Origin of the sequence: Flavobacterium sp. SH_e (assembly GCF_025717045.1) — a bacterium.
Classification (GTDB): Bacteria; Bacteroidota; Bacteroidia; order Flavobacteriales; family Flavobacteriaceae; genus Flavobacterium.
Genome location: NZ_JAOVZN010000008.1, coordinates 309832 through 336554 on the forward strand (window position 1 = coordinate 309832; position 26723 = coordinate 336554).

Here is a 26723-nt window from a genome sequence, read left to right on the forward strand (position 1 = left end):
AATGATTACACATATTCATCACTCAATTCTTATAAAAACCAATTTTAATTTTAACTTTGAGAGTATTAAATTTTAAATATTTAACAAATGCCTTTAAGCAATTCAAAAGATTTAAAACTGGCAGTTCTTATTGATGCAGACAATGTGCCATATAGCAATGTAAAAGGCATGATGGAAGAAATTGCAAAATTAGGAACACCAACGACGAAAAGGATTTATGCCGATTGGACAAAGCCAAATGCAAATGGCTGGAAAGCTGTTTTATTAGAGCATGCCATTACTCCTATTCAGCAATACAGTTATACGGTTGGAAAAAATTCCTCAGATTCTGCTCTTATTATTGATGCAATGGATTTGCTTTATTCGGGCAAATTAGACGGCTTCTGTATTGTTTCCAGCGATAGTGATTTTACAAGACTTGCCGTAAGACTTCGTGAATCAGGAATGAAAGTAATTGGAATCGGAGAAAAGAAAACACCAAACTCCTTCATTGTAGCCTGCGACCGATTTATTTATATTGAAGTTTTGGATGGCGCAACGCAAAAGAAAAAGCCAAAAGCTGTAGCCGCAGATACCAAAAAACCGGTTGAAAAACCTGCTGAAAAAGCACTTCATAAAATTGACAAACAAACCATTGAGCTTATCGAATCTACGATTGAAGATATTGAAGATGATGATGGCTGGGCATTTCTTGGAGATGTCGGGAACTTAATCGTGAAGAAAAAACCTGAATTTGACCCTCGAAATTATGGTTTTTCTAAACTGACTCCAATGCTGAAATCGTTAACTGATATTTTGGAAATTGACGAAAGAGAATCAGACAAAAAAGGAATCAAACACGTTTATGTACGTTTAAGATTCAACTAATTATCGCATTTATTACCTATTTAATTTTTTTAAAACATGAGAAAAAAATTCTTTATTTACGGATTCTTATTGTTTGTACTTGTTGCCGCAATTTATTATTACACCGAGCGCGGATTTTTATTAATTATTATTCTACCTATATTATTAGTTGTTGGAATCTACAATGCTCTCCAAGAAAAACACGCTATTTTACGAAACTTTCCAGTTTTGGGTTATTTCAGATATTTGTTTGAGATGATTGCACCTGAGATTCAGCAATATTTTATCGAAAGATCTACAGATGGAAAGCCTTTTTCTAGAAACCAACGTTCATTGGTATATCAAAGAGCAAAAAATATTGATTCGAGCACGCCTTTTGGAACTCAGTTAAACTTAAATACAGAAAATTACGAAGGGATCAAACATTCTATTTTCCCTGCAAAAGTAAACGACGAATTGCCTCGCGTTTTAGTAGGCGGAAAAGATTGTAAACAACCTTATTCAGCTTCTTTATTTAATGTTTCGGCAATGAGTTTTGGTTCGTTGAGTGAACACGCCGTTCGTGCCATTAATATTGGTGCAAAAAAAGGAAATTTCTACCAAAATACAGGAGAAGGCGGATTAACTGAATTTCATCTTGCTGGAGGCGGAGATATTACTTGGCAAATTGGAACTGGATATTTTGGTTGCCGTGATGCGGAAGGAAATTTCAGTCCAGAAAACTTCAAAGAAAAAGCCAATCTTCCAAATGTAAAAATGATCGAAATTAAGCTTTCACAAGGAGCAAAACCCGGTCATGGAGGTGTTCTTCCTGCTAAAAAAAACACAGAACAAATTGCTAAAATTAGAGGTGTTGTACCACACACAATGATTCTTTCTCCACCTGGACATCACGCTTTTTCTGATGCTAAGGGATTAGTCCATTTTATTAAACAATTACGTGATTTATCTAACGGAAAACCAATCGGATTTAAATTGTGTATTGGAAATACTGCTGAATTTGAAGCCATCTGTCAGGAAATGATTAATGAAGATATCTATCCAGATTTCATTACCGTTGATGGTGCTGAAGGTGGAACTGGCGCTGCTCCGCTTGAATTTGCAGATGGAGTTGGAATGCCTTTTGAACCGGCATTAATTTTTGTCAATAAAACTTTGGTGCGTTTAGGTATTCGTGATAAAATGCGAATCATTGGAAGCGGAAAAATTATTTCTGGTTATTCTATTTTACATGCAATTGCATTGGGTGCGGATATGTGTAACAGCGCCCGTGGATTTATGTTTTCTCTTGGATGCATTCAGGCTTTAAGATGTCATAACAACGAATGTCCAACTGGAGTTGCCACTCAAAACAAAATGCTTATGAAAGGTCTAGTTGTTACTGACAAATCAGAACGCGTATATCACTTTCATAAAAATACGCTTCACGCTGCAAATGAGCTTTTAGCAGCTGCAGGAAAAAGCAGCTTCGCAGATGTAGATATCAATATTTTCATGCGAGGTGATGAATTTGCCAATTTATCTGATCAGTATTTCCCAGATAACTTGACAAACGTTACTCAATTCTCATAACAAAAAGCCTCTTCGTAAGAAGAGGCTTTTCATTTAAAATCCATATTTCAATTATAATTTTGCTGTTTCCTTGTTTGGTTCAGAGGTTCCTTCTAAAACCGCTAATTCTTCCTGATCAACTAATTGCTGAGCTAAAATAACATTGTTATAAGCCAAGAAATAAACATCAAACTTCACTCCTTCTGCGATAAGAGATGGAGAAATTTGATCGTTCTTAATCATGTCTTTCAATAAAGCAGGAAAAGATTCTTTGTAGGCTAATTTATTTGCATCATTTTCTTCTAAATTGGTTTCGATTCTAATTTCAATCTTATTATCGTTTAGAAAAGCTTTTGCTGTTGTACTAGTAATACCATTCCCTTTTATCGAAGATGAATTATTGTAATTACTTACGTGTTCCTGAATTTTCTGCTTGGTATTTTTACAGCTAATTAAAAATAATGCAAAAGCAAACGCAAATGCGATTTGGGTAATTTTTTTCATAAATTTTTGGTTTTAATAGTTATTTTTAACTCAAACATAACTAATTCACAACAAAAAAACAACATTCAATTACAGAAAACGCATATACAATTCTCTGAATACAAGCCTATTACCCCCTCAAAAAAAACAAATATTTGTAAGAATAAAAACGTCTATTTTATACTTAATTTTTAGCCATAAACACAAAAAAAGCCTCTTTAAATAAATTATAAAGAGACTTCTAATATGTAAGAATTAAAATGATTTGTTTAAAAAAAAAAACTAAATCTGTTATTTCAAAAAATCTTTTAGAGATTCGCCAGTGAGCACTTCTTTATCTAAAACTGTATTATCATTTGCTAGAAAATAAACATCAAATCGAACTCCTTCTTCAATTAATTGTCTTGGAATCTGATCTTTATCAATCATCAATTTTATCAACTTAGGAAAAGAAATTACAGACGCCGATTTATTAGCTTCATTTTGCTCTAAATCTGTCTCAAATCGCAGTTCAATTTTATCGTCATTGATATAACCTCTTGCAGTCGTAATTGTTACATTTTCTGCCCTAAAACTTGGAGCAATTGATTTATTATATGTAACAACATATTCTTGGAGTTTTTGTTTGGTGTTTTTACAGCTTATAAGCATTAACACCATCATTATTGCAAAGGCAATTTGGCTTATTTTCTTTAGCATAATTTTTTATTTTAATTTCTGAAGTCTTAATAATGCCTCAAGATAGTAATAATCTGCGTAATTTATAGAACAATCTATTTCACTTCCTGCAGGTTTATGACCTGTAGAATGCAATAAAAACGCTGAATTAACATCACGACTTTGATAGTGATCTGAAAGCGACATAATCATCTTTTTAGCTTTTGTTAGGTATTCAGCTTTTAAATTCTTATCTTTTGTGTACGAACTTAATTCTAAAAGTGCCGAAGAAACGATTGCTGCTGCAGAAGCATCTCGAGGTTCATTAGGAATATTTGGCGCATTAAAATCCCAATACGGAATCAGATCTTCTGTTGTTAATTTATCCAAATAAACTCTTGCTAGCTTATGAGCAAAATCTAAAAAATTAGTGTCTTTTGTTTCTCTATACGTCATTGTAAAACCATAAATTGCCCATGCCTGACCACGTGCCCACATACTATCGTCGCTATACCCTTGCGCTGTTCTTCCTTTTATTTTTTTTCCGGTTTCGAAATCGTAAATTATAACATGATAAGAAGTGTTATCTGGTCTAAAATGATTCGCCATTGTGGTTTCGGCATGTTTTACAGCAATATCATATAGTTTTTTGTTCCCTCCGTTTTTTGAAGCCCAAAACAAAAGCTCCAAATTCATCATATTGTCGATAATCGTATTATGACCGCCCATTTTATTGTGGGGCCAAGATTGGATTGTTCCTACTTTTGGATTAAAAAGTGTTGCAAGTGTATCTGCGGTTTTAAGAATAATTTCTTTATACTCTTTGTTTTTTGTTAATCGATATCCGTTTCCGAAACTATTGAAAACCTGAAATCCCAAATCATGGTCTGCGGCTTTAGTGACTGATAAAGGCGTTAAAAAACGACTGAATTTATCAGCTTCTTTTTCCCATTTTTTATCTTTTGTTGCTTCGTACAAAAACCATAATTCTCCAGGCCAAAATCCGCTTGTCCAATCTTTGTAGCCTACAAATTTCCATTCCTTACTTCCATTGGGAATTGTTCTAGGCGAAGTTCCATCATTTGGAATCACCTGTAGTGTTTTAGAAGCTTGCTCTGCGCAATAATCTAGCTGTTTTTTTATGTTAAACGTTTTGTCTTTTTGAGAATAACCTTGATTTCCTAAAAGAAACAATGCGGCAATCAGGGTGAAAAATTTTGTATTCATGTGGTCGATAGTTTGTTTAATCGATAAATTTATGAAATAAAATAAATCTATTTTGGTTTTGTATTTTTTGACACCTAAAAATGTATTATTGATTACCTTATTCTAAAACCTTCGATCTAGTTTGTCATTCCGAGGAACGAGGAATCACACAAGTATTCGACAAAGATTGGAGAATTTCACTATGAAATTTCTAGTGTGATTCCTCGTTCCTCGGAATGACAAACGAGGCTTAATTTCTTTTAAAAATTTCATATAAATTTGCTTTAACTAAAACCCCATCTCAACTTGAACAAAACCAGAATCTACTATTTCGCAATTTTTCTAAGCATAATTTTCTTCGGAATCCTTTCAAGAAAAACATCTTTTATTCCATTATGGATTGGAGATTTCCTATATGCTGTTATGATTTATTTTTTAGTTCGAATATTTCTTCCGTTTAAAAATGCTTTCGGAATTGCGTTGCTTTCTTTATTGATTTGTTACGGAATTGAGTTTTTACAACTGTATCAAGGCGAATGGATGATTGAAATCAGAAAAACACTTTTTGGAAGATATGTTTTAGGTCAGGGATTTTTATGGTCGGATATCTTGGCTTACACTTTTGGAACTTTTTCAGCTTTCATTTTAGAGCAAATTGTTTTAAATTTTTTCAATCGAAAGTCTGTGTAATTTTATCAATATTCAAACTATTGGCCATCGCCATGAATATTTGATGATATGTTCCTTTATTATCATATAATTCATCGTGAGTTCCTTTTTCTACACATTTCCCCTTTTCTAAAACGATAATATTAGAAGCATCAATAATCTGAGAAATACTGTGGGATATTATAATTACAGTTCGATCTTTTTTGATAGCATCTAAAGACTTTTTAATTTGTTCTGTTGCTATAGCATCCAAACTTGCCGTTGGTTCATCGAGGAAAATGATTGGTGGATTTTTGAGAAATAATCTCGCAATTGCAATTCTTTGTTGTTGTCCGCCTGAAAGCAAATGTGCATCAGAATCGTAACCTTTTGGCAGTTGAATAACTTGTTCGTGAATATAAGCTTGTTTTGCGGCTTCAATAACTTCTTCTTGCGAAGCTTCAGGTTTTCCGTATAAAATATTCTCTGCAATTGTACCTTTAAAAATGTGATTCTTCTGAAGTACCAAGCCAATATTTTTACGCAGAAAATCTGTATTGTATTCAATCAAATCAACTCCATCCAAAAATATCTGACCTGACGAGGGCAAGTAGAATTTATCCAATAAATTAATAATCGTACTTTTTCCAGCTCCGCTTAATCCCACCAAAGCTGTGGTTTCATTTGGTTTTACTATAAAATTAATATCATAAAGTGCTTGAGTTCCATTTGGATATACGAAATCTACATTTTTCACTTCTATTAATCCAACAATTTTTTCTGGGATATAATTACCGCTAGTTTCTGTTTCATGCTCTGCTTCTAAAATATCAAAGAACCCTTCCGAATAAATCAAAGCGTCGTTTACTTCATCATAAATGCGATGCAATTGTCTAATTGGCGACGAAACATTATTAAACAACATTATATGAAACATAATGGCTCCAATTGTCATTTGATTATTTAAAACGAAATAAGCGGTCAGGATAATGATAATTACTACTCCTATCTGCTCGACAAAACTTTTAATGCTTTCAAAAATAAAACTAGTCTTTCTGGTTTCCAGCTGATTTTCGGTCATTTCAAATTGTATCTTTTCATGACGATCTGCTTCTGTTGATTCGCGTACAAAGGATTTAATTACCGTTATCGATTCAATTAAACTGATGATTCCGTTGTTTTTAGTTTCGCGATACTTACGCATTCTTCGTCGGAATCCGCTTAATCTAGTCGCCTGTAATTGACTGATGTAAAAGTAAATTGGAATAATGCATAAACTTACCAAACCCACATAAACATTAGCATAAAACATAATTACTAAAGCCACAAAAGCGTTTGCGAATAATGGCAGAATATCAATAAAAAAGTTTTGAACCAAACGTGTTAAACTGCTAATCCCCGCATCAATTCTAGTTTGAAGTTTTCCACTTTCATTTTCATCCGAAGTATAAAACTCCATTCGGTAGCTTAGAATTTTTTCTACTATGGTTTGAGAAATGTCACGCGTAATGAAAATACGGAGCTTTTCGCCATAAAATTTCTGCCCAAATTGCACAACCGAATTAACCAATTCTTTAGTTAACAACACAATACTAATAATTCCGAGTAAATGAAATCCTTTTGAGAGAGGTTCATGCGCTACCATTAAATTATTTATCGTATCTACAGTATATTTTAAAATCACAGCATTTACCTGTGCTGCAAACGACCCCAAGAAAGTTAACAGTAAAGTTGCAATTACCATTTTTCTGTAGGGCTTTACAAAAGGCAGGATTTTTTTATATAAAACCGATAATTGCATTTATTTTACTTTTAGGCTACATATCAAATATAAGAATTCTAAATTTGTGTTGAAATCATTTAAAAACATTAATTTTATGAAACTCGTTTTCGCTTCAAACAACAAAAATAAAATTGCCGAAATTCAAAGTATGCTTCCTGAAAGCATCAAAATATTAAGTTTAGAAGATATTAATTGTTTAGAAGATATTCCAGAAACAGCTGATACAATTGAAGGAAATGCGATTTTAAAAGCAGACTATGTTACTCAAAAATATGGTTATGATTGTTTTGCAGACGACACAGGTTTAGAAGTAAATGCTTTAAATGGCGAACCTGGCGTCTATTCTGCTCGTTATGCCGGCGAACAAAAAAATGCTGATGATAATATGAATAAATTGCTGGAAGCATTAAAAAACAAAGAAAACAGAAGCGCTCAGTTCAAGACCGTTATCACTTTAAACCTTAAAGGAAAACAATATCTATTTACTGGAATTGCTAAAGGAGAAATCACTTTAACTAAAACAGGAACAAACGGATTTGGATACGATCCGGTTTTTAAACCTGAAAACTTTGACAAAACCTTTGCCGAATTGCCGTTAGAGACCAAAAACACTATAGGTCATCGTGGAAAAGCAGTAAAGCAACTCATTGATTTTCTGAGCACCACAAAATAATTGTTTAAAATACAACATTTTAGTAGCTAAATTTTACATTTTCCGACGTGTTTTTTTGCATTTTTCTTCATTTAATAGAAAAATTTATTTCAACAAAAACGTAACTTTTTGATAATCAAATCATAAGAAATACATAATTCTTAAAATTGCATTAGTTTATCTGAATAATTAGCAGTAATTTTGCACCCTATTTTAAAACACATATGAATAAATTTGAACAATTAGGATTGAATGAATCGTTACTGAAGGCGATTTTAGATCTAGGATTTGAAAATCCGTCAGAGGTACAGGAAAAGGCGATTCCCCTATTATTGGAAAAAGACACGGATATGGTTGCGTTGGCTCAAACAGGGACAGGGAAAACGGCAGCTTTCGGTTTTCCGCTAATTCAAAAAATTGATGCCGACAACAGAAATACACAAGCATTAGTTTTATCGCCAACACGCGAGTTATGTTTACAGATTACTAACGAACTTAAAAACTACTCAAAATACGAAAAAGGTATTAATGTGGTAGCAGTTTACGGAGGAGCTAGTATAACAGAACAAGCAAGAGAAATAAAGAGAGGTGCACAAATTATTGTGGCAACTCCAGGAAGAATGCAAGACATGATTAACAGAGGTTTAGTAAACATTAAAAACATAGATTACTGTGTTCTTGATGAGGCTGATGAAATGTTAAACATGGGGTTCTATGATGACATTGTATCTATTTTATCAGACACTCCAGATGAAAAAAGCACATGGTTGTTCTCTGCAACAATGCCACAAGAGGTTGCTAGAATTGCAAAACAATTCATGAGCGAACCATTAGAAATTACTGTTGGAACTAAAAACTCAGGTTCATCTACAGTTTCTCACGAATTTTACTTAGTAAATGCTCGTGACCGTTACGAAGCTTTAAAACGTTTAGCTGATGCTAATCCAGATATTTTCTCTGTAGTTTTCTGTCGTACAAAAAGAGACACGCAAGCTATCGCTGAGAAGTTAATTGAAGATGGATATAGTGCTGCTGCGTTACACGGAGATTTATCTCAAGCACAACGTGATGGCGTAATGAAATCTTTCCGTGGAAGACAAATTCAGATGCTTGTTGCTACTGACGTTGCTGCACGTGGTATTGACGTTGATAACGTAACTCACGTTGTTAACTATCAATTACCTGACGAAATTGAAACGTACAACCACCGTTCTGGCCGTACTGGTAGAGCTGGAAAATTAGGTACTTCTATTGTAATCGTTACAAAAAGTGAGTTACGTAAAATTTCTTCTATTGAGAGAATCATCAAACAAAAATTCGAAGAAAAATCTATTCCATCTGGAATCGAAATCTGCGAAATTCAATTATTGCACTTAGCAAACAAAATTAAAGATACTGAAGTTGATCACGAAATTGACAACTATTTACCAGCAATCAACAACGTTCTTGAAGATTTATCTAAAGAAGAATTGATTAAGAAAATGGTATCAGTAGAATTTAACCGTTTTATTGCTTACTACAAAAAGAACAGAGATATTTCTGTTTCTGGTGGTGAAAGACGTGAAAGAGGAGATTCTGAGCCAAGAGAATTCAACAATAACGGAGCTGTTCGTTATTTCGTAAATATTGGTTCTAGAGACAACTTCGACTGGATGTCATTAAAAGATTACTTGAAAGAAACATTAGACTTAGGTCGTGATGATATCTTTAAAGTTGATGTAAAAGAAGGTTTCTCTTTCTTTAACACAGATCCACAACATACTGACAAAGTAATGGACGTTTTAAACAACGTACAATTAGAAGGTCGTCGTATCAATGTTGAGATTTCTAAAAATGATGGTGGAGGAAGACGCGACCACAACAACCGTGGAGGAAGACGTGATTCTAACAGAAGAGATGGAAACTTCGCTCCAAGACGTGAAGGCGGATTTAGAAGTGATAGAAATTCTTCTAGAGACGGAGGTTCACGCGAAGGCGGATCTCGTGATGGAGGTTTCAGAAGCGACAGAAATTCATCTTCAAGAAGAGAAGGCGGTTTTAGAAGTTCTGCTCCAAGAAACGAAAATGGAGGTTCTGATAGAGCTCCAAGACGTTCAGAAAACTTTGGCGACAGCTCAAGACCAAGAAGATCTAGAAGAGATTAATAATTCAATTTCTTAAAATACAAAATCCCAAATTCCAAACACAACTGGAACTTGGGATTTTTTTTACACAAGAATTCATTCGCTTTAAATGAGTTTTGCAATTCAAAAAAGCAATACTATAGCCTTTGTTAATTTTCTTATAATTAAATTCATAGACTGCAAAATATTTAATCCCGATTTACTACTTTTAGAGCTTTAAATCAGGATATGAAATATTTCGCAGTTTTCTTTTTTACACTTCTCGCTAACTTTGGATTTGCGCAAGATACGCAAGATACACAACCAACAGTTCCACAAAGAGTTTCAGGTTACGTTATCAACGATGACAGCAAACAACCTCTTGCAGGCGTAAACATCATTAACACCAATAAAGTCCGTGGTGCAAAATCTGACGAAAAAGGATATTTTGAAATTGACGTACAAGTCAACGATACACTTCATTTTTCTATTCTTGGATTTCAATCATTAAGAATCAGAGTCACAAATGACTGGATTAAAAATAAAGTGACGAGAATTCAGCTTACAGAAAAAGCAATTGCTTTGGAAGAAGTTGTTATTGCTCCTTTTTCCCTGACTGGATATCTTGAGATTGACTCTAAGTTAATTCCAACAAAAGAAAACTACCGATATAGCATTTCAGGTCTTACGCAAGGTTATGAAGCAGGAGAATATGCACCAAATGCTTTTGGAAAAGTCCTCGGCTCGATTTTTAATCCCGCCGATATGCTTTATAATTTCTTTGGAAAAAATGGTAAAGAACTCAAGAAGCTGAAGGAAATGAAGAAAGACGACACTGTCCGAACACTTTTAGAATCAAAATACGATCGTGAAACGGTTGCAGTATTATTAGGAATCAGCAAAGACGAAATTCCTGAAATTATGCATCGATGCAACTACTCTGATTCATTCATTCAAACTGCAAATGATCTTCAGATTATGGATGCAATTAGCGCTTGTTACGAACAGTATAAAGTTTTGAAAAGAAATTAATATTTTACTATAAAAAAATCCCCAATTTTTCAATTGGGGATTTTTTTATAGTCGCAGTTTACGGTCTCAGTTTACAGTTGTGTCAAACTGAATACTGAGACTGTGACTGAAAACTATTTTATTTAACTGGAATATTCTCTAAGATCTCAAGAACAAATTTCCAATATTTTTGAGCAGAAGAAATACTTGCTCTTTCATCTGGAGAATGCGCTCCATGAATTGTTGGTCCGAAAGAAATCATATCCATATCAGGATAGTTCGTTCCTAAAATTCCGCATTCTAAACCTGCGTGGCAAGCCACAACTTTTGGTTGTTCTCCGTTTTGCTTTTCGTAGATCTCTTTTAAAACTTCTAAAATTTCAGAGTTTACGTTTGGCGTCCATCCTGGATAAGAACCCGAAAGTTCAACTTCGCATCCTACTAATTCAAAAGCAGAACGTAACGAATTAGCCAAATCAAATTTTGAAGATTCAACAGAAGAACGCGTTAAACATCCTACTAATATCTCTCCGTCTTTAATAACAACACGAGCAATATTATTTGAAGTTTCAACCAAATCTGCCATATCAGCACTCATTTTATACACTCCATTTTGCGCAGCATAGATCGCTCTGATAATACCTTCTTGAACTCCTAAATCCATCACTTTTTCAGGCAAATCACCTTTTACGATTTCAATCGATAAGTTTGGCTCAGTTGTTTTATATTCTGCTTTGATGTCAGAAATAATTTCCTGCATATCATAAACATAAGCTTCATCAAACATTTGAGAAATAATCACTTTAGCAACACTTTCTCTTGGAATTGCATTTCTAAGACTTCCACCGTTAATTTCAACGATCTGTAAACCAAAGTTTTCAAATGCATCAAATAATAAACGGTTCATGATTTTATTTGCATTTCCTAAACCTTTATGAATATCCATTCCTGAATGCCCCCCGTTTAAGCCTTTTACTGTAATAGTATAGCCAACAGAACCATCTGGAACTTCTTCTTCATGATAGGTTCTTGTAGCTGTAACATCAATTCCTCCAGCACAACCAATATCAATTTCATCATCCTCTTCTGTATCCAAATTCAATAAAATCTGACCTTGCAAAATTCCACCTTTTAAGTTTAAAGCGCCAGTCATTCCTGTTTCTTCGTCAACAGTAAATAAAGCTTCAATTGCAGGATGCGGAATATCTTTACTTTCCAGGATTGCCATAATAGTCGCCACTCCTAACCCATTGTCAGCTCCAAGAGTTGTACCTCGCGCACGAACCCAGTCACCGTCAACATACATATCGATTCCTTGTGTATCAAAATCGAAAACTGTATCTGCATTTTTTTGGTGTACCATATCCAAATGCCCTTGCATTACGATTGGTTTACGGTTTTCCATTCCTGGTGTAGCTGGTTTTCTGATGATTACGTTTCTGATCTCATCTTCAAAAGTTTCTAAACCTAAGCTGTTTCCAAAGTTCTTCATAAACTCAATTACACGTTCTTCTTTTTTTGACGGACGAGGAACGGCATTTAGATCTGCGAATTTATTCCAAAGTGCTTTTGGCTCCAGATTTCTTACTTCTTGACTCATTATATTTTGTTTGACGTTTAACAATTAAGAGCTTCAAAGTTACAAAGTTTAATTGCTTTTTTTGCCACGAATTTCACCAATTAGCACAAATTATAATGCCTCTAAAATGGATAAAGTTTGTAATTAGTGAAAATTCGTGCAATTCGGGGCAAACTTTTTTTAATCACTCAAATTTGTAATTATATTTACGTATCCAAATTTTTAATTGTGAAACAAAAATATATACTTCCATTATTTCTTTTAGTTCAGATTATCTTTTTAAGAATCCTGAGATATTTTCCTGATTATGTCGAAGGGTTTTACAGCAATAATATCTTCCTTAGAATTTCTCATTTTTTAAGAATAGGTTTAGGAAAAATTCCTTTTTCGCTTGGCGATTGCATTTATGCTTTTCTAATTTTAGCCATTATAAGTTGGTTTTGGAACATCAGAAAAACATGGAAAACAGATTGGAAGAATCACGTTCTAAAAATATTGAGTAAAGTCTCAGTGTTTTATTTTTTCTTTCATCTGCTTTGGGCTTTCAATTATTATCGCGAGCCTCTTTCTGAAAAAATGGAAATCAAAAGAGAATATTCTGATGCTGATTTTTATGCTTTTACAAAAAGATTAATCGCCAAAACCAACGAAATCCAATTTGCTATCACTAAAAATGATACTTCAAAAATTATTTTCCCTTACTCTCAGGCAGTTTCATTCGATATGATTTTGAATGGTTATGATAATCTAGCAAAAGAATATCCTTATTTTAAATACGAGACATTAAGCGTAAAAAAATCATTATTTAGCACTCCATTATCTTACATGGGATTTGGAGGTTATTTAAATCCGTTTACAAACGAAGCTCAAATTAATAATTTGCTTCCAATGTACAATTTTCCGCAAACCACAGCACACGAAATGGCTCATCAAATCGGTTTTGCCAGCGAAAATGAGTGTAATTTTATTAGTGTTCTTGCCTCATTAAAAAATGACAATCTATATTACAAATATGCTGGTTATAGTTTTACTTTACATTATTGTCTACGAATCTGGAAGTTTAAAAACGAGAAAATTTTTAATCATTTAAAGAAATCAATTCATACAGGAATTTTAAAAAACTTCAAAGAAAGTCAGGATTTTAGTAAAAAGTATGATAGTTTTCTAGATGATGGTTTTTATTTTCTTTATGACAAATTTTTAAAATCAAACAATCAAAAAGACGGAATGGAAAGTTACAGCAAGTTTTTAGATTTGATGATTAATTATTATAAAACAAGAAAACTTTAGTACAACTGTAACAAAAATGATTTCATAACTACTAATACTTTTATGAGCGAAAATCTAGAACAGTCATTTGTTGCGCAATTGCAGGCAAATCAGAATATAATCCACAAGATTTGTAGGTTGTATACTGCTGGAGAAGACGCTCATAAAGATTTATTTCAGGAAATTACGATCCAGCTTTGGAAAGCTTATCCAAAATTTAGAGGAGACAGTAAATTTTCGACCTGGACTTATCGCGTTGCTTTAAATACCGCGATTACACTATACCGCAAAACCAAAAGAACTATTTCTACCGTAGATTACGAAAACCATCAGCATTTTGTAAAAGATGTTGACTACAATTATGAAGAGGAAGAACAGATTAAACTGATGTATAAAGCAGTTTACCAACTGAATGACATCGAAAAAGCATTAGTTTTTATGTATTTAGAAGACAAAGATTATCAAGAAATAGCTGAAACCTTAGGAATCAGTGAAGTGAATGCGCGCGTGAAAATGAACAGAATTAAAGGGAAACTTAAAAAAATACTAAATCCTTAAAAATTATTATGAAAGAACTGGATTTACTAAAAAAAGACTGGCAAAAGAACTCAGGTTCTTTTCAACAAATTTCTGAAACTGAAATCTATAGGATGATTCATAAAAAATCATCTTCAATTGTAAAATGGATTTTAATTATCAGTATTTTGGAAATTTCGTTTTGGACTTTTTCAAACTTATTTATCAATACGGATGATGTTTTGCGCAAAATGAATCATCCTGAAATTGTAATGGCATTAGAATTTCTAACCTATTTCAATTATATTGTAGTTCTAATTTTTGTTTACATTTTCTACAAAAACTACAAAACAATTTCGACCACGATAGCCACAAAATCATTGATGAGTGCTATTTTAAAGACTCGTAAAACAGTTCAATATTATGTTTGGTATAATCTAGGAATGATTGTAATAACGGCTATTTTAAGCTTCTTTATTGCTTTTGTCTACAATCCAGACATGGAATTTCTTAGAGAAAAATTAGCCATGAACGGAAAAGCCATGTTTGTTACAATTGGGATATTGTTTCTTGTAATTCTAGGTTTCTTCGGGTTGTTCTGGTGTTTCTACAGAATTATTTACGGAACACTTTTACGTAGATTATATGCAAATTATAAAGAGTTGAAGAAGATAGATTTTTAGAAGGTTCAAAGGTACAGAGTTACAAAGGTTCAAAGTTTTTTTTAAACTTGAAACCTGAAACTTGAAACAAAAAATCTAAACTCTGAAATCTAAAACCCCTAGTACTCCCACTGTCTTAATCTATTAAGTTCTTCTTGTGCTTTTATTTCTTCGGCAGGAATAACTTTTAAGAATGATGGATGTTGTTCAATAGCGTATTCTACTTTTTCTACGATTTCTTCGATCGTGTCATTTTCATAATCAATATCAAGAGGTTCTTTGATGATGAAAGATTGTAGAATTCCTTTTTTCTTCATTCGAAGTCCTTTTTTATCAAACGAACGACGGAAACCATCAATTACAATCGGAATTACAATTGGTTTGTGCTGTTTGATAATATGTGCAGTCCCTTTACGAACAGGCTTAAATGATTTTGTTGTTCCTTGCGGAAATGTAATAACCCAGCCATCTGAAAGTGCTATTCTAATATTTTCCGTATCATTCGGGTTTACTTCGCGTTTTTCTGTCACATCGACACCTTTTGCACGCCAGGTTCTTTCAACTGTAATTGCTCCAACGTAAGCTAGAATTCTCGGCAATAAGCCTGCTTGCATGGTTTCTTTTGCTGCAACATAATAAATATTCATTTTCGGCTGCCATAAATAGCCAATGTTCTTAATAGTGTCTTGACGTCCTGATAAACTTGCGTTAAAGACATGAAACATCGCTACAACATCTGCAAAATAAGTTTGATGATTGGATATAAATAAAACATTATTATCAGGAAGCGTTTTAATAATTTCAGATCCTTCGATCTGCAATTCATTAAAACCTCTATATCTTCTATGAGTCATGGCACCCAGAATTCGGATCAACCATTTCTTGATGAATAATATATGCCCAAAAGGATTTCGTTTAAACAATCCCATAACTATTTTATCTTATTTTTTTGTTAGGTCGCAAACATACAAAATTTATTCTTTTAGCAACACTATAAAACAATTTCTCCAATTATACTCTATTAAAATGAATATCAAATTGTTAAATATAGTTTTTTAAAGTTCATTCGAGAAAGTTGCTTTCAACACATCTCTCAATTCACTCAAAATCATTGCTGTGGCTCCCCAGACGACATGATTCTGAATATTAAAAGCTGGAACCAAAATATTTGCTCCGTAAGAAGTTGATAATCTGGCTTCGATAATTATTTCATCATTTAAAAAAACGGACAATGGCAATTCAATGATTCCCGCAACCTCTCTAACATCAGGATAAAATGCTAATTCTTCTTTCGCAATTCCTAAAAATGGATGTACTAAAAAGTTGCTTGGCGGAATATACATTGGTGAAAAACGCTTGATTATTTCAATTTTATCACTTGTAATTCCAACTTCTTCTTGTGTTTCTCTAAGTGCCGTTGTTTCAAAATTCAGATCTTCTTTTTCAAATTTTCCGCCCGGAAATGCAATTTGAGCTGAATGAACACCATCATAAGCATTTCTAACAATCAAAACAAGATGCGTTTTTTCCTGTTTAGGGTAAAAAAGCATCATTACTCCAGCCATTCTAGCATTTAATGATTCAATATCAAGATTTTTTAATCCCTCTATACGCTCTTTTGGAGCCATTTTTAAGTGTGCATTTACTGCGGGCAATTCAACTGGAATTATATTGGGAACATATTTCAAAAAGTCTTGAAAATTCATAATCAAAGCTTATTTTTGTACTTTCAAATAAAACATAAATATACTCCAGAAAACGCAGTACCGCAAGTTTTCTAAAATTAAAGCCTAAAAAAATGTACAGCAGAGAAGAATCACAAAGAATTAAAAGGGAATTTTGGGTAGCTTTTGCCGAAAAATATCCTCGCAAATGGGTGCTTTACGACACAAAAATCAAAGATTTCTCTTTTAAATTTTATGTAGATAATAAAAAGGCACAGGTTTTAATTGATATCGAACAAAGAAGCGATGAAAAACGTAATGCGTATTTCGAAAAACTAGAAGCTTTAAAAAGTATATTGGAAGAAGAATTTATCAAAGATTTGGTTTTTGAAAAAAATCACACCCTTGAAAGTGGCAAAACCATCAGTAGAATTTGGGTGGAAAAACTTGGTGTTGGTTTTAGCAATAGAAATAATTGGGATGCCATTTTTGATTTTTTCAACGAAAATATGCATGCTCTAGAAATGTTCTATTTAGAATATGATGAGTTTATTAAAGACATAGAATAATTTATTTCAAAAAATAAAAAAGGCCCGAAAATATAATTTTCGGGCCTTTTCATTAAATTTATTTTGAGTTAGTTTTTGATAATCTTTTTGGTCACAACTCCTGAATCAGAAAATAGTTTTACAATATAAGTTCCTGATTTATAATTTGACAAATTAATTTCTGCACTTTCAGCATTTTCTATTTTCGCAGAATATATCTCAGAACCATTCATTGCATAAATTACAACTTTGTTTGGAGAAATAGCATTCGAAAAAGATAAATACGCTGTATTGCTTACAGGCACAGGATAAATTTGAACATTTGATTTTAATTTATCTGGTGTTGGATTATCAGTTGACAATGTGCCCGATTTACCCACATTTACTTTAACAATAAACGATGATGCTCCATTCGCAGTATTTTTTGATGAACCTATTGCAAAAATATAATGATCTTCATTTGCTTTAAATTTTCCTGTATTAGAAGGCGCAGCATCTTCTAGAGCAACAATATCACTTATTTGATCCATTTGAACTGGCATTTCAAACTCTTTTACAAAAGTTCCGTCAAGATTAATTGCAGTTACGTTTGCATTACCCTCAGTAATGTAAATTACAGAATCTACTACTTCTATTTTTCTGTAATCATGATAACTAGAATTTCCTATTAGTGATTCTTTTTGATTTTCATTAAATTGAAGATCCATTTCGCCATCTTTTGAAAGCTTAACAATTTGATTAGGAACTGATATTCCATTAAAATTTAAAAAATCTCCTGCAAGAATAATTTCTCCTGTATCCAATACTTTTATTTTTCCAACTGTAGTATCTGGACCTGAACCGTTCAAAGTAAATGTTTCATCAAGTGAACCATCCATATTAAATCTTAAAATTTTATACGAATATGGTATCGCACTAAAATCATTATACATTGCGCCAACAATAATTTTATCATCCTGAAGCTCAAAATTAAGTCCTGTAAACCAATAGTAATTTTCAGATTGCAAAATATAATTCTTTTCCTGTACACCATCTGCGCTTAAAAGAACTAAACTCCATTGATCGGTAATTAGAATTTTGCCATTGTCAAGCACTTTAAACTTTTCAACTCCAAGCAATGCAGTAACATCTTTATATACAAAATCTTTTAAAATTACTCCTTCATTATTTAATTTCAGCAATTTACTTTTTGTGCTTACAAAAATGGTTTCATTATCAATAACCTGAAATTGCTTGATATCTCCAAGATAGTTTGGAAGTACAAAAGACTCATCAACAGCACCATTTTCATTCAATAATCCAATTCCAAAAGTTTCAACATCATTAATTTTGACAAAATCACCTTTAACAACTAATTTTCCATTAAAATACTCGCCTTTTTCAAAACTTCCGTATTGACTTGCTTTTAATTCTGAAGAATCAAGTGAAGCACCATTTAAATCGCTTACTGATAATCCAAATTTATTCCCAACATTTCCTGAGTTGCTATAAATTATTTTATCATTTACAATTGCCATTGTAAACAATTGACAACCAAATTCATTCAATTTCACAGGCACAAAATTCTGATTAACTGATCCGTCCGAATTAAGTTTTACTAAAATACTCGTTGATAGTGCAGCTTCATACCATGATAAATATATATCTGAGTCTTTTACTGCAACTGTAGATACATAAAAGTTAGAATAAGTGCTAGTAAAAGTGTTGTCAACTGTTCCGTCAGTATTTAACCTACACATATTATAAGTAGGTTCGCCGCCCAGCATTCTGTAAAAATTTCCTCCAATTAATAATTTACCATCATCTTGAAGGGTTAAAGAAAATACTCTTCCATTTATATTATCGCTAATATCAAATGTATTGTCAATATTTCCACTTGAATCCAACTTTACAAGACTGTTCTTTGAAACTCCACTAATGTCACTAAACGAACCTCCAACATAAATGTTATTACCAGAAACTGCAACAGTATTTGTTGACCCGTTAAATGCTAAGTCATTATTAAATGTTTCGTCAAGAGTAAAATCACTATTAAAACGATTTAAATAACAGCTCGTATAACTGTAATATCCAATTGATCCGCCCGTAACCAATATTTTATCATCAGTTTGAACAGCTATAGATGTAACATTAAAAAGGGTATTTACTTCATTTAAGATATCTCCATTTGTACCGAGTTGATACAGTTTAAAAAAATCTGGAGCCCCTAAATTATCTTTTGTAGTTAAAACAATAATATTCCCGTTACTCTGAATTTTAACATCTTTAATCTCTGATGTCAGATCTCCATTAAAAACAAAAGTTTCGTCAAGCGAATAATCGGCATTCAATCTAATAAGATTGCTTACTTTTTTATTTTTATAAAAATCAATTTTTCCTCCTAATAAGATTTTACCATCAGAAAGTTCTTTTATTACAGAAATTTTTGCTGCTTTGTAGGCAACTGGTTGAACAAAAGTTTCGTCTATAGTTTGCGCATAAGAGGCAAAAAGTCCGAAAAAAGTAAATAATAACAACGTGTAAAGTTTCTTCATACGCAAGAATGGTTAATTGTTTTTTTTGATTTTAGTAAAGCTAAACAGTTTTCCTAGGTTTGATAAAAAACCCTTAGAACTAATTTAACGAATCAAATATAACAATTCCCCACATACGTTAGTATGCACGAAGGAAAATAAATTATTAAGAATAATTTGAATTATTTTTCTTGATTTTATTCCGTGTAGATTTAATGTTTTTAGGAAGATATTAAACCGTAATAATATTATAAACGATAATATGATCGTCATAATTAATATAAAGCTGTTTACGATAATCTTGCTTTTTACGCGTTATAATCGATAGTTTGCACTCTCGTCCGTCATTGTCTTTACACATAAAAGAATACACAATATCGGTGTCATTTTCTTCTCTTTCAATATAATCTAAAATACTATAAAGCTGAATTTCCTGAGAATAAACTACAATCCTGTGTTTATTTGTATCTAAAACAACTGAAAGATTTACCAAATCAAGATTAGACCATTCGCCCCATTTTCCTTTTTGATTTTTCTCCAAAACGCTAAAACCAGAAGTCTTAAAATGATAAGACTGACTTTGAACATGTTGAAGTCCAAATGCTAAAAAAAGCAATATTATATAGGTGCGTAAAGAATTCATAAAATATTTCGTGCAGTAATTAAAAATCAAATGTAATCTTTTCTTTGGATGCAACTTCAAATTCGGTAATCATTTGTCGAATAATTTCTTCAACTGGCAAAATTTCATGAATTAATCCTGAAACCTGACCAATCTCTAATTCTCCCTCATCCAAATCTCCTTCAAACATTCCTTTTTTGGCTCTTGCTCTCCCTAAAAGCTGCACCAATTCTTCTTTTGACGGACATTTTTGGTACAAGTCCTGGACATCTTGATAAAATTTATTTTTCACCAATCGAACAGGCGCCAATTCTTTCAAAGTCAATTGTGTGCCTCCTTCTTTAGTATTAACTATTGTATCTTTAAAGTTATTGTGTGCAGAAGATTCTATCGATGCTGCAAAACGGCTTCCAACTTGAACTCCATCTGCTCCTAAAATCATAGCAGCAAGCATTCCTCTTCCTGTTGCAATTCCTCCAGCCGCGATTAACGGAATCTTAATTTTTTCTTTTACCATTGGAATCAAAGTCAACGTTGTTGTTTCTTCGCGGCCATTATGACCGCCTGCCTCAAAACCTTCAGCTACAACTGCATCTACCCCAGCCTCTTGCGCTTTTAGAGCAAAAACACTGCTACTCACAACGTGAACTACTGTAATTCCTTTTTCCTTTAAAAAAGAAGTCCAAGTTTTCGGGTTTCCAGCAGAAGTAAAAACGATTTTCACACCTTCTTCAACCACAATATTCATAATTTCTTCAATGTTTGGATATAACATCGGAATGTTGACTCCAAAAGGCTTATCAGTCGCTTTTTTACATTTCTGAATGTGTTCTCTTAAAATTTCTGGATACATCGATCCTGCTCCAATAAGGCCTAAACCTCCAGCATTACTAACTGCCGACGCTAATTTATAACCGCTATTCCAGATCATTCCACCTTGAACAATTGGATATTTTATATTGAAAAGTTTCGTGATTTTATTCATCAAAAAGAAATTATTGTTTGATTATCTTTCCTGTTTTATGCAGATTATCAGCATCAAAACTATAAAAATAAAGTCCGCTTTGAAGTGACTGTAAAGAAAGAGCTGGATTTGAATTAGTAATTTTCCCTTCAATTAATTTCTGTCCTAATACAGAATAAATAATTACTGATGCCGCATTATTTGCAGTTAAAAAAGAGAAAGAAACTTCATTTTTTGTCGGGTTTGGATATACCGAAAAAGACGCTTCGGCTATAAAACTGTCAACACTTAAAGTAGCTCCAAAATTTGGAATTCCGTATCCGTAATTATTATCTGGATTTGTATATCGATCTGCAGAAGCCAAAATCATCTGTTTGATTTCTCTGTTTGTTTTTGACGGAAAAGCTTGCCATAATGAAGCCGCCATTCCTGCCATGATCGGACATGAAAATGAAGTTCCGTTTGCTGTTCCTATAACACCATTTGGATCAGAAACTACAGAAGCCGTTCCTTGCGCCATAATATCAGGTTTTATTCTACCGTCGTAACTTGGACCAATAGAACTGAATCCTGATTTCACTTTAGTAGCAGTAACCGAACCTATTGCTAAAACCGAAACGGCATCTGCCGGAGCGCCAATGTGTTTTTCAGGTTGACTTCCTTCATTTCCTGCAGAAGCTAAAACTAATATTCCTTTGCTGAAAGCAATTTCTGCACCACGAGAAATAAAGGTCGTAGTTCCGTTCATATCACTGTAAGAATGATTATAATCAGGATTATCGCGTTCTCCAAAATATCCTAAAGAAGTTGTAATAATGTCAACTCCCAAAGCATCTGCTTTTTCAGCCGCTTCCACCCAAAGAGATTCTTCTAATGGGTTTTCAAATGCATCAATTTCTGTAATAAAAAGATAATACGATGCATTTGGTGCAGTTCCTACTAATGAATTTTCTTTGTAACCACCCATTGTTGAAAGCACTTTTGTTCCGTGATCATCTCCTGTATAGAAATCACTATTTCTAGTAGTAAAATCGTAGCCACCTAAGATTTTGCTGTTATTTCTAAGATTTTCAAATGGCTGTGCTGTATTTACTCCTGGAAATCCTGCGTCTAAAACTGCTATGATTTTTCCTTCTCCCGTATAATTCTGCTGATGCAAAACTTGGCCATTTAGCATTTGAATCTGACTCGCAGAATTGCCATAAGTATAATCAACAGCTGCTTTTAACTTGTCTTTACTTTGGCTTGTTGAAGTTTCAGAAACTCTTTTTGAAGTAGTATTTAAAGCTTTATTAGCAAACTCTATTTTAGATACAAAAGATAGTAGTTTCAAAGCATTAATATCAGCTTGTGTTCCCTGAACATGAAGCGCATTTAGCCATTTCGACTGCGCCATTACTGTAATTCCCGTACTTGCTGTTACTTGACTTATGTATGAAGCTTCTATCGGAGCATCTGTAACCTCTAATGCTATGTTTTGATTTGTTCTTCGATCTAAAGCTCTTTGCGAAAGTTCAGTCAGCGGGTTATCATAAAAAGCCTGTACATTAGGTTTTCCACTAAAATAAACCCATGCATCTTCTTGCGCAAATACTGAGAACGAAAGAAGTATTAAAAGAAAAGTAAAGTTATATTTCATATTATACCTTTTAAGGAATTTCTCCCAAATAAGGTATAAAGCTAAGAAATTACTCCCGAACCAACTAATTCATTTTCTAAATACCAAGCAACAAATTGTCCTTCTGTAATAGCAGACTGTGGCTCTTCAAATTCGACATACATTCCGTCCTCAAATTGGCACAGAGTTGCTTTTTGAAGAGGCTGACGATAACGAATTCTAGCCATCACTTCCATTTTTTCACCTGCTTTCAAAGTCATATCTTCTCTAATCCAATGTACTTCAGAATTTCCTACGAAAAGCGCTTTTTTAAACAAACCTGGATGCTCGCTAGACATACCTGTATAAATGGTATTAGTTTCAACATCGGTTGCAATTACAAACAAAGGATCTATTGTTCCGCCTACATTTAATCCTTTTCTTTGTCCAACTGTAAAATAATGAGCTCCTTGATGTTTTCCAACTATTTTTCCCATTGTTGGAAGATATTCTAATTTTCTAGATTCAAATTTTAATTCTTCTTCTAAAGAAATTCCAGCCGGTTTTTCTACAGTATAAATTGGATCATTTTTATCCACTTGAACAATTTTACCTTCTTTAGGTTGTAGTTTTTGCTGTAAAAATTCTGGAAGACGCACTTTCCCAATAAAGCATAAACCTTGTGAATCTTTCTTTTCTGCTGTAACTAATTCCATTTCAGCTGCAATTTCGCGCACTTCCGGTTTAGTCAGAGCTCCAATTGGAAACAAAGCTTTAGACAATTGTTCTTGAGACAATTGGCAAAGGAAATAAGATTGGTCTTTATTGTTGTCTGCTCCTGCAATTAATTGATAAACAGGTTTTCCGTCAACTTCAATTTCGCTTTTTTGGCAATAATGTCCAGTTGCAACATAATCTGCACCAAGACTTAAAGCTATTTTCATAAACACATCAAATTTGATTTCGCGATTACAAAGCACGTCAGGATTTGGAGTTCTTCCTTTTTCATATTCGTTGAACATATAATCAACGATTTTTTCTTTGTATTCTTCACTTAAATCAACAGTTTGAAACGGAATTCCTAGTTTCTCAGCAACAAGCAAAGCGTCATTACTGTCTTCCAGCCAAGGACATTCGTTAGAAATAGTAACCGAATCATCGTGCCAGTTCTTCATAAAAAGGCCAATAACTTCGTATCCTTGCTGCTGCAATAAATATGCTGCAACACTAGAATCTACTCCACCTGAAAGTCCAACAACTACTCGTTTCATTTTGAAATGTTTAATTTTTTAAGGTTGCAAAGGTACACCAAATAATAGAAAATTTCACAATGGTTTTCATTAGTTTAAGCAATCCTCCAGTAGATAAAACTTATTACTTTTTTAATTACATTTAATCATACATTTTTAAACCATGAAAAAATACATTTACAGTCTGTTTTTCTTTCTTGCCTTGACTTCTTTAAGTGCGCAGCGATTTAGCGCGTCCCTGCCCAATTACGAAGCTTACAAGGCATTTAGAGGAAAACCTTTGTCTGATAAATTCTCAAATATCGAATCGGTTAAAGTGATTTACGATTTGCGAAAACAGAAAATGTATTACTTCAACAGTAGTGTTATTTTACTTCATTACGATTTTGTAACCAATTATTTAGGCTATAGCCAAGATCTTGAAGTTTTTAATAATGAAAATTACAGCGATACGGAGAAAAGCAGAGACTTTCTTCTTGGAAATCTAAATCACATTAAAGGAACTGAAAAATGGATTTTTGAATTGGCAGCTTCAGATCATATGCCAATTCAATTAATTGAGCGATTTTTTAATTTGGTCAAAAATTCCACTTTTATTGGTGAAAAACTAAAATTCTACTTGAATAATCCTGAAATGATGGAATGGTTTCAGCAACAGAAATTCAAGATTCCTTGCATAAAATCAGATTATATTTTTGGCGAATTAAAATATCAAGAAGTGGTTCGTGGCAGTAATATTGGAATTCTGAAACAATATAAAATCAAAGATTTAGAAACTACAAAACCTAATTCTGATGAAATTATTATTTTGGATGGAACACCAGATATTCTTCCAAATGTTCGGGGAATTATTGTAAATGAACTTCAAACTCCATTAAGCCATTTGGTTCTTTTAGGAAAAAACAGAAAGATTCCGATTATGGCATATACCGATATTGAAAAAGATAACAATATCAAAAAACTGCTTTCTAAAAAAGTAGAATTAAAAATAGAAGTCGATACTTTTTTCATAAAAGAAACCACTAAAAAAATTCCAGTGAAATCTACTGGAAAAAAGAAAAAACTAACAATCGACAATTCTGTAACTGATTTGGTCAACTTATCTGAAATTCCAAAAAAGGGAGTGAATTATATTGGCTCGAAAGCACAAAACATGGCGTATTTAATTGCAATTTCAAAAGAAATTCCGTTTAAAGTTCCAGAAAATGCGCATGCCATTCCGTTCTATTTTTATACACAACACATTCAAAAAGCTTCTATTTCTCCTTTAATTGTCGAACTTTTAGTTTATCCGCACAAAGATTCAACAGTTTGGATTAATAAACAATTGAAGAAAATCAGAGACGCTATCAAAAAAGAAAATGTTGATCCCGCTTTAATTGCCAAACTGAACGAAACTTTTAAAAATGCAAAATTCAAAAACTTCCGATTCCGTTCATCAACAAACGCAGAAGATCTGGATGATTTTAATGGAGCTGGATTATATGATTCTAAAACTGGAATTTTAGGCGATTCTGTCAAAACTTTTGAAAAAGCAATCAAACAAGTTTGGGCAAGTGTCTGGAATGAAGCTTCGTATAACGAAAGAGAGCTTTTTGGAATTGATCAGCAAAATATTGCAATGGGCGTTCTCGTTCATCGCTCTTTTCCTGACGAATTGGCAAATGGCGTCATTATCACTAAAAATATATTTAGAGAAAATTTTCCGGGAATTACGGTTAATATTCAAAAAGGAGAAAACTCGGTTGTAAAACCAGAAAAAGGAGAAATTTGCGAGCAATTTGTTGCCTATCATTTCAACGATGGAAAAGACGACACTGATTTTGATATTGATTATACTTCCAACTCAAATTTGAATAATAACGAGCCTTTATTGAGCCGAAAAGAAATGAGTAATCTGTATGATGTCAGCAAGAAAATCGAAACCAAAATGTATCGCTATTGGCGCAAAAACCAATTTCATCCAGTAGATATCGAGTTTAAAATTGTGGGCGAAAAGAGAGATTTGTATATCAAACAAGTTCGTCCGTTCAACGATTAATAGAAAACCAATAAATCTATTTCGTTGGCCGTCGTATTGATTAATACAATTCTAAAATCGAAATCTTCAATCTTAATTTTTTCTTGAATTGATTTTCGAATTGCTTCTGAATTTAAAGAAAAATTATCGTCAAGCGGAATTTTCACATCAACGGAATTCAGGTATTTTGAAGCTTTTTTATTGACGATAATCGAAGCTACTACATAAAATCCGATAATAATGATTTGAAAGAATAACAGCAATTCAATCTTTTCAAACGGATACATAATATCGAGAATTGACAATGTAATTGTCGCAAAAAGAAAAATTATCGCATTTACGGTAAAAGATTGTGTTCTAAAACGAAGTATAGAGAAAATGGCAAAAAGACCAAAACCAATTCCGACTCCAATTTCTATTTTGGTAAAAAGATAACAAAGAGAAAAAGTACAAAGCCCAACAATAACCATCAACGGATTTATAGTTGCATTATCTTTTCTGTTGGAGAAAAAATACAGAACTAAAATTGAGCAAAACAGCAGTGAAAATCGTCCTAAAAGTTCATTTAAACCCATTGGTT

At 32.9% G+C, this 26723-nt stretch carries 24 protein-coding genes; 11 read left to right on the plus strand and 13 right to left on the minus strand.

Features of this window, described 5'->3' with window-relative positions; translation table 11 throughout:
• The first annotated feature begins 87 nt into the window (after positions 1-87).
• Positions 88-867 (plus strand): NYN domain-containing protein, encoded by a 780-nt coding sequence (locus OD917_RS19445; protein WP_263525078.1) that lies wholly within the window; start codon positions 88-90, stop codon positions 865-867.
• 36 nt (positions 868-903) lie between these two features.
• Positions 904-2418 (plus strand): FMN-binding glutamate synthase family protein, encoded by a 1515-nt coding sequence (locus OD917_RS19450; protein ID WP_263525079.1) that lies wholly within the window; start codon positions 904-906, stop codon positions 2416-2418.
• 51 nt (positions 2419-2469) lie between these two features.
• Here OD917_RS19450 and OD917_RS19455 read toward each other — a convergent pair whose 3' ends face one another.
• The 3 genes from OD917_RS19455 to OD917_RS19465 form a co-directional block, all read right to left on the minus strand.
• Positions 2470-2901 (minus strand): hypothetical protein, encoded by a 432-nt coding sequence (locus tag OD917_RS19455; RefSeq protein WP_263525080.1) that lies wholly within the window; start codon positions 2899-2901, stop codon positions 2470-2472.
• Positions 2902-3171: 270 nt separating this feature from the next.
• Positions 3172-3579, minus strand: a complete 408-nt coding sequence (locus OD917_RS19460; RefSeq protein WP_263525081.1) for a hypothetical protein — start codon at positions 3577-3579, stop codon at positions 3172-3174.
• A 6-nt stretch (positions 3580-3585) separates the two neighbouring features.
• Positions 3586-4764 (minus strand): glycoside hydrolase family 88 protein, encoded by a 1179-nt coding sequence (locus OD917_RS19465; protein ID WP_263525082.1) that lies wholly within the window; start codon positions 4762-4764, stop codon positions 3586-3588.
• Between the two features lie 285 nt (positions 4765-5049).
• Here OD917_RS19465 and OD917_RS19470 point away from each other — a divergent pair, with 285 nt between their 5' ends.
• A complete protein-coding gene (locus tag OD917_RS19470) occupies positions 5050-5433 on the plus strand; it encodes a DUF2809 domain-containing protein (protein ID WP_263525083.1) in 384 nt (127 codons plus the stop codon).
• Here OD917_RS19470 and OD917_RS19475 read toward each other — a convergent pair.
• A complete protein-coding gene (locus tag OD917_RS19475) occupies positions 5414-7192 on the minus strand; it encodes an ABC transporter ATP-binding protein (protein WP_263525084.1) in 1779 nt (592 codons plus the stop codon). The genes OD917_RS19470 and OD917_RS19475 overlap by 20 nt on opposite strands.
• A gap of 76 nt (positions 7193-7268) precedes the next feature.
• Here OD917_RS19475 and OD917_RS19480 point away from each other — a divergent pair, with 76 nt between their 5' ends.
• The 3 genes from OD917_RS19480 to OD917_RS19490 all read left to right on the plus strand — a co-directional run bounded on the left by OD917_RS19480 (position 7269) and on the right by OD917_RS19490 (position 10960).
• Entirely contained in the window at positions 7269-7847 is a 579-nt protein-coding gene (locus OD917_RS19480; protein WP_263525085.1) for a non-canonical purine NTP diphosphatase, read from the plus strand.
• Positions 7848-8050: 203 nt separating this feature from the next.
• Entirely contained in the window at positions 8051-9970 is a 1920-nt protein-coding gene (locus OD917_RS19485; protein WP_263525086.1) for a DEAD/DEAH box helicase, read from the plus strand.
• 207 nt (positions 9971-10177) lie between these two features.
• Positions 10178-10960, plus strand: a complete 783-nt coding sequence (locus OD917_RS19490) for a carboxypeptidase-like regulatory domain-containing protein (protein WP_111286742.1) — start codon at positions 10178-10180, stop codon at positions 10958-10960.
• Between the two features lie 118 nt (positions 10961-11078).
• Here OD917_RS19490 and OD917_RS19495 read toward each other — a convergent pair whose 3' ends face one another.
• The gene (locus OD917_RS19495) at positions 11079-12539 is read right to left on the minus strand and encodes an aminoacyl-histidine dipeptidase (RefSeq protein ID WP_263525087.1); all 1461 of its coding nucleotides are present in this window, start codon (positions 12537-12539) and stop codon (positions 11079-11081) included.
• Between the two features lie 207 nt (positions 12540-12746).
• Here OD917_RS19495 and OD917_RS19500 point away from each other — a divergent pair, with 207 nt between their 5' ends.
• The 3 genes from OD917_RS19500 to OD917_RS19510 are packed head-to-tail and all read left to right on the plus strand — an operon-like array spanning position 12747 to position 14986.
• Complete coding sequence (locus OD917_RS19500; RefSeq protein WP_263525088.1) at positions 12747-13808, plus strand: DUF3810 domain-containing protein; 1062 nt, start codon at positions 12747-12749, stop codon at positions 13806-13808.
• A 42-nt stretch (positions 13809-13850) separates the two neighbouring features.
• The gene (locus tag OD917_RS19505; RefSeq protein ID WP_008462500.1) at positions 13851-14345 is read left to right on the plus strand and encodes an RNA polymerase sigma factor; all 495 of its coding nucleotides are present in this window, start codon (positions 13851-13853) and stop codon (positions 14343-14345) included.
• 8 nt (positions 14346-14353) lie between these two features.
• Complete coding sequence (locus tag OD917_RS19510; RefSeq protein WP_263525089.1) at positions 14354-14986, plus strand: hypothetical protein; 633 nt, start codon at positions 14354-14356, stop codon at positions 14984-14986.
• Between the two features lie 98 nt (positions 14987-15084).
• On the opposite strand, the gene OD917_RS19515 is transcribed toward OD917_RS19510, so the two are convergent.
• The gene (locus OD917_RS19515) at positions 15085-15894 is read right to left on the minus strand and encodes a lysophospholipid acyltransferase family protein (protein ID WP_263525090.1); all 810 of its coding nucleotides are present in this window, start codon (positions 15892-15894) and stop codon (positions 15085-15087) included.
• Between the two features lie 126 nt (positions 15895-16020).
• Positions 16021-16671, minus strand: coding sequence for an NUDIX hydrolase (locus OD917_RS19520; RefSeq protein WP_263525091.1), 651 nt, complete (start codon positions 16669-16671; stop codon positions 16021-16023).
• Positions 16672-16763: 92 nt separating this feature from the next.
• On the opposite strand from OD917_RS19520, the gene OD917_RS19525 reads away from it, so the two are divergent.
• On the plus strand, positions 16764-17198 hold the full coding sequence (locus OD917_RS19525; RefSeq protein ID WP_263525092.1) for a DUF4268 domain-containing protein: 435 nt from the start codon (positions 16764-16766) through the stop codon (positions 17196-17198).
• A gap of 68 nt (positions 17199-17266) precedes the next feature.
• On the opposite strand, the gene OD917_RS19530 is transcribed toward OD917_RS19525, so the two are convergent.
• From OD917_RS19530 to mnmA, 5 genes are all read right to left on the minus strand, one after another.
• Complete coding sequence (locus OD917_RS19530; RefSeq protein WP_263525093.1) at positions 17267-19711, minus strand: T9SS type A sorting domain-containing protein; 2445 nt, start codon at positions 19709-19711, stop codon at positions 17267-17269.
• Positions 19712-19922: 211 nt separating this feature from the next.
• A complete protein-coding gene (locus OD917_RS19535; protein ID WP_263525094.1) occupies positions 19923-20333 on the minus strand; it encodes a hypothetical protein in 411 nt (136 codons plus the stop codon).
• Positions 20334-20352: 19 nt separating this feature from the next.
• A complete protein-coding gene (locus OD917_RS19540) occupies positions 20353-21297 on the minus strand; it encodes an NAD(P)H-dependent flavin oxidoreductase (protein WP_263525095.1) in 945 nt (314 codons plus the stop codon).
• 10 nt (positions 21298-21307) lie between these two features.
• Positions 21308-22915: a S8 family serine peptidase gene (locus OD917_RS19545; RefSeq protein ID WP_263525096.1), complete on the minus strand. Its 1608-nt coding sequence runs from the start codon at positions 22913-22915 to the stop codon at positions 21308-21310.
• A 41-nt stretch (positions 22916-22956) separates the two neighbouring features.
• A complete protein-coding gene (gene mnmA / locus OD917_RS19550; RefSeq protein ID WP_263525097.1) occupies positions 22957-24144 on the minus strand; it encodes a tRNA 2-thiouridine(34) synthase MnmA in 1188 nt (395 codons plus the stop codon).
• Between the two features lie 142 nt (positions 24145-24286).
• Between mnmA and OD917_RS19555 the strand changes: the two genes are divergently transcribed.
• Positions 24287-26164 carry a PEP/pyruvate-binding domain-containing protein gene (locus tag OD917_RS19555; RefSeq protein WP_263525098.1) on the plus strand — a complete coding sequence of 626 codons (1878 nt, stop codon included), beginning with the start codon at positions 24287-24289 and terminating at the stop codon, positions 26162-26164.
• Here the strand turns inward: OD917_RS19555 and OD917_RS19560 are convergent.
• A complete protein-coding gene (locus OD917_RS19560; RefSeq protein WP_263525099.1) occupies positions 26161-26718 on the minus strand; it encodes a DUF4956 domain-containing protein in 558 nt (185 codons plus the stop codon). The genes OD917_RS19555 and OD917_RS19560 overlap by 4 nt on opposite strands.
• Between the last annotated feature and the right edge of the window lie 5 nt (positions 26719-26723).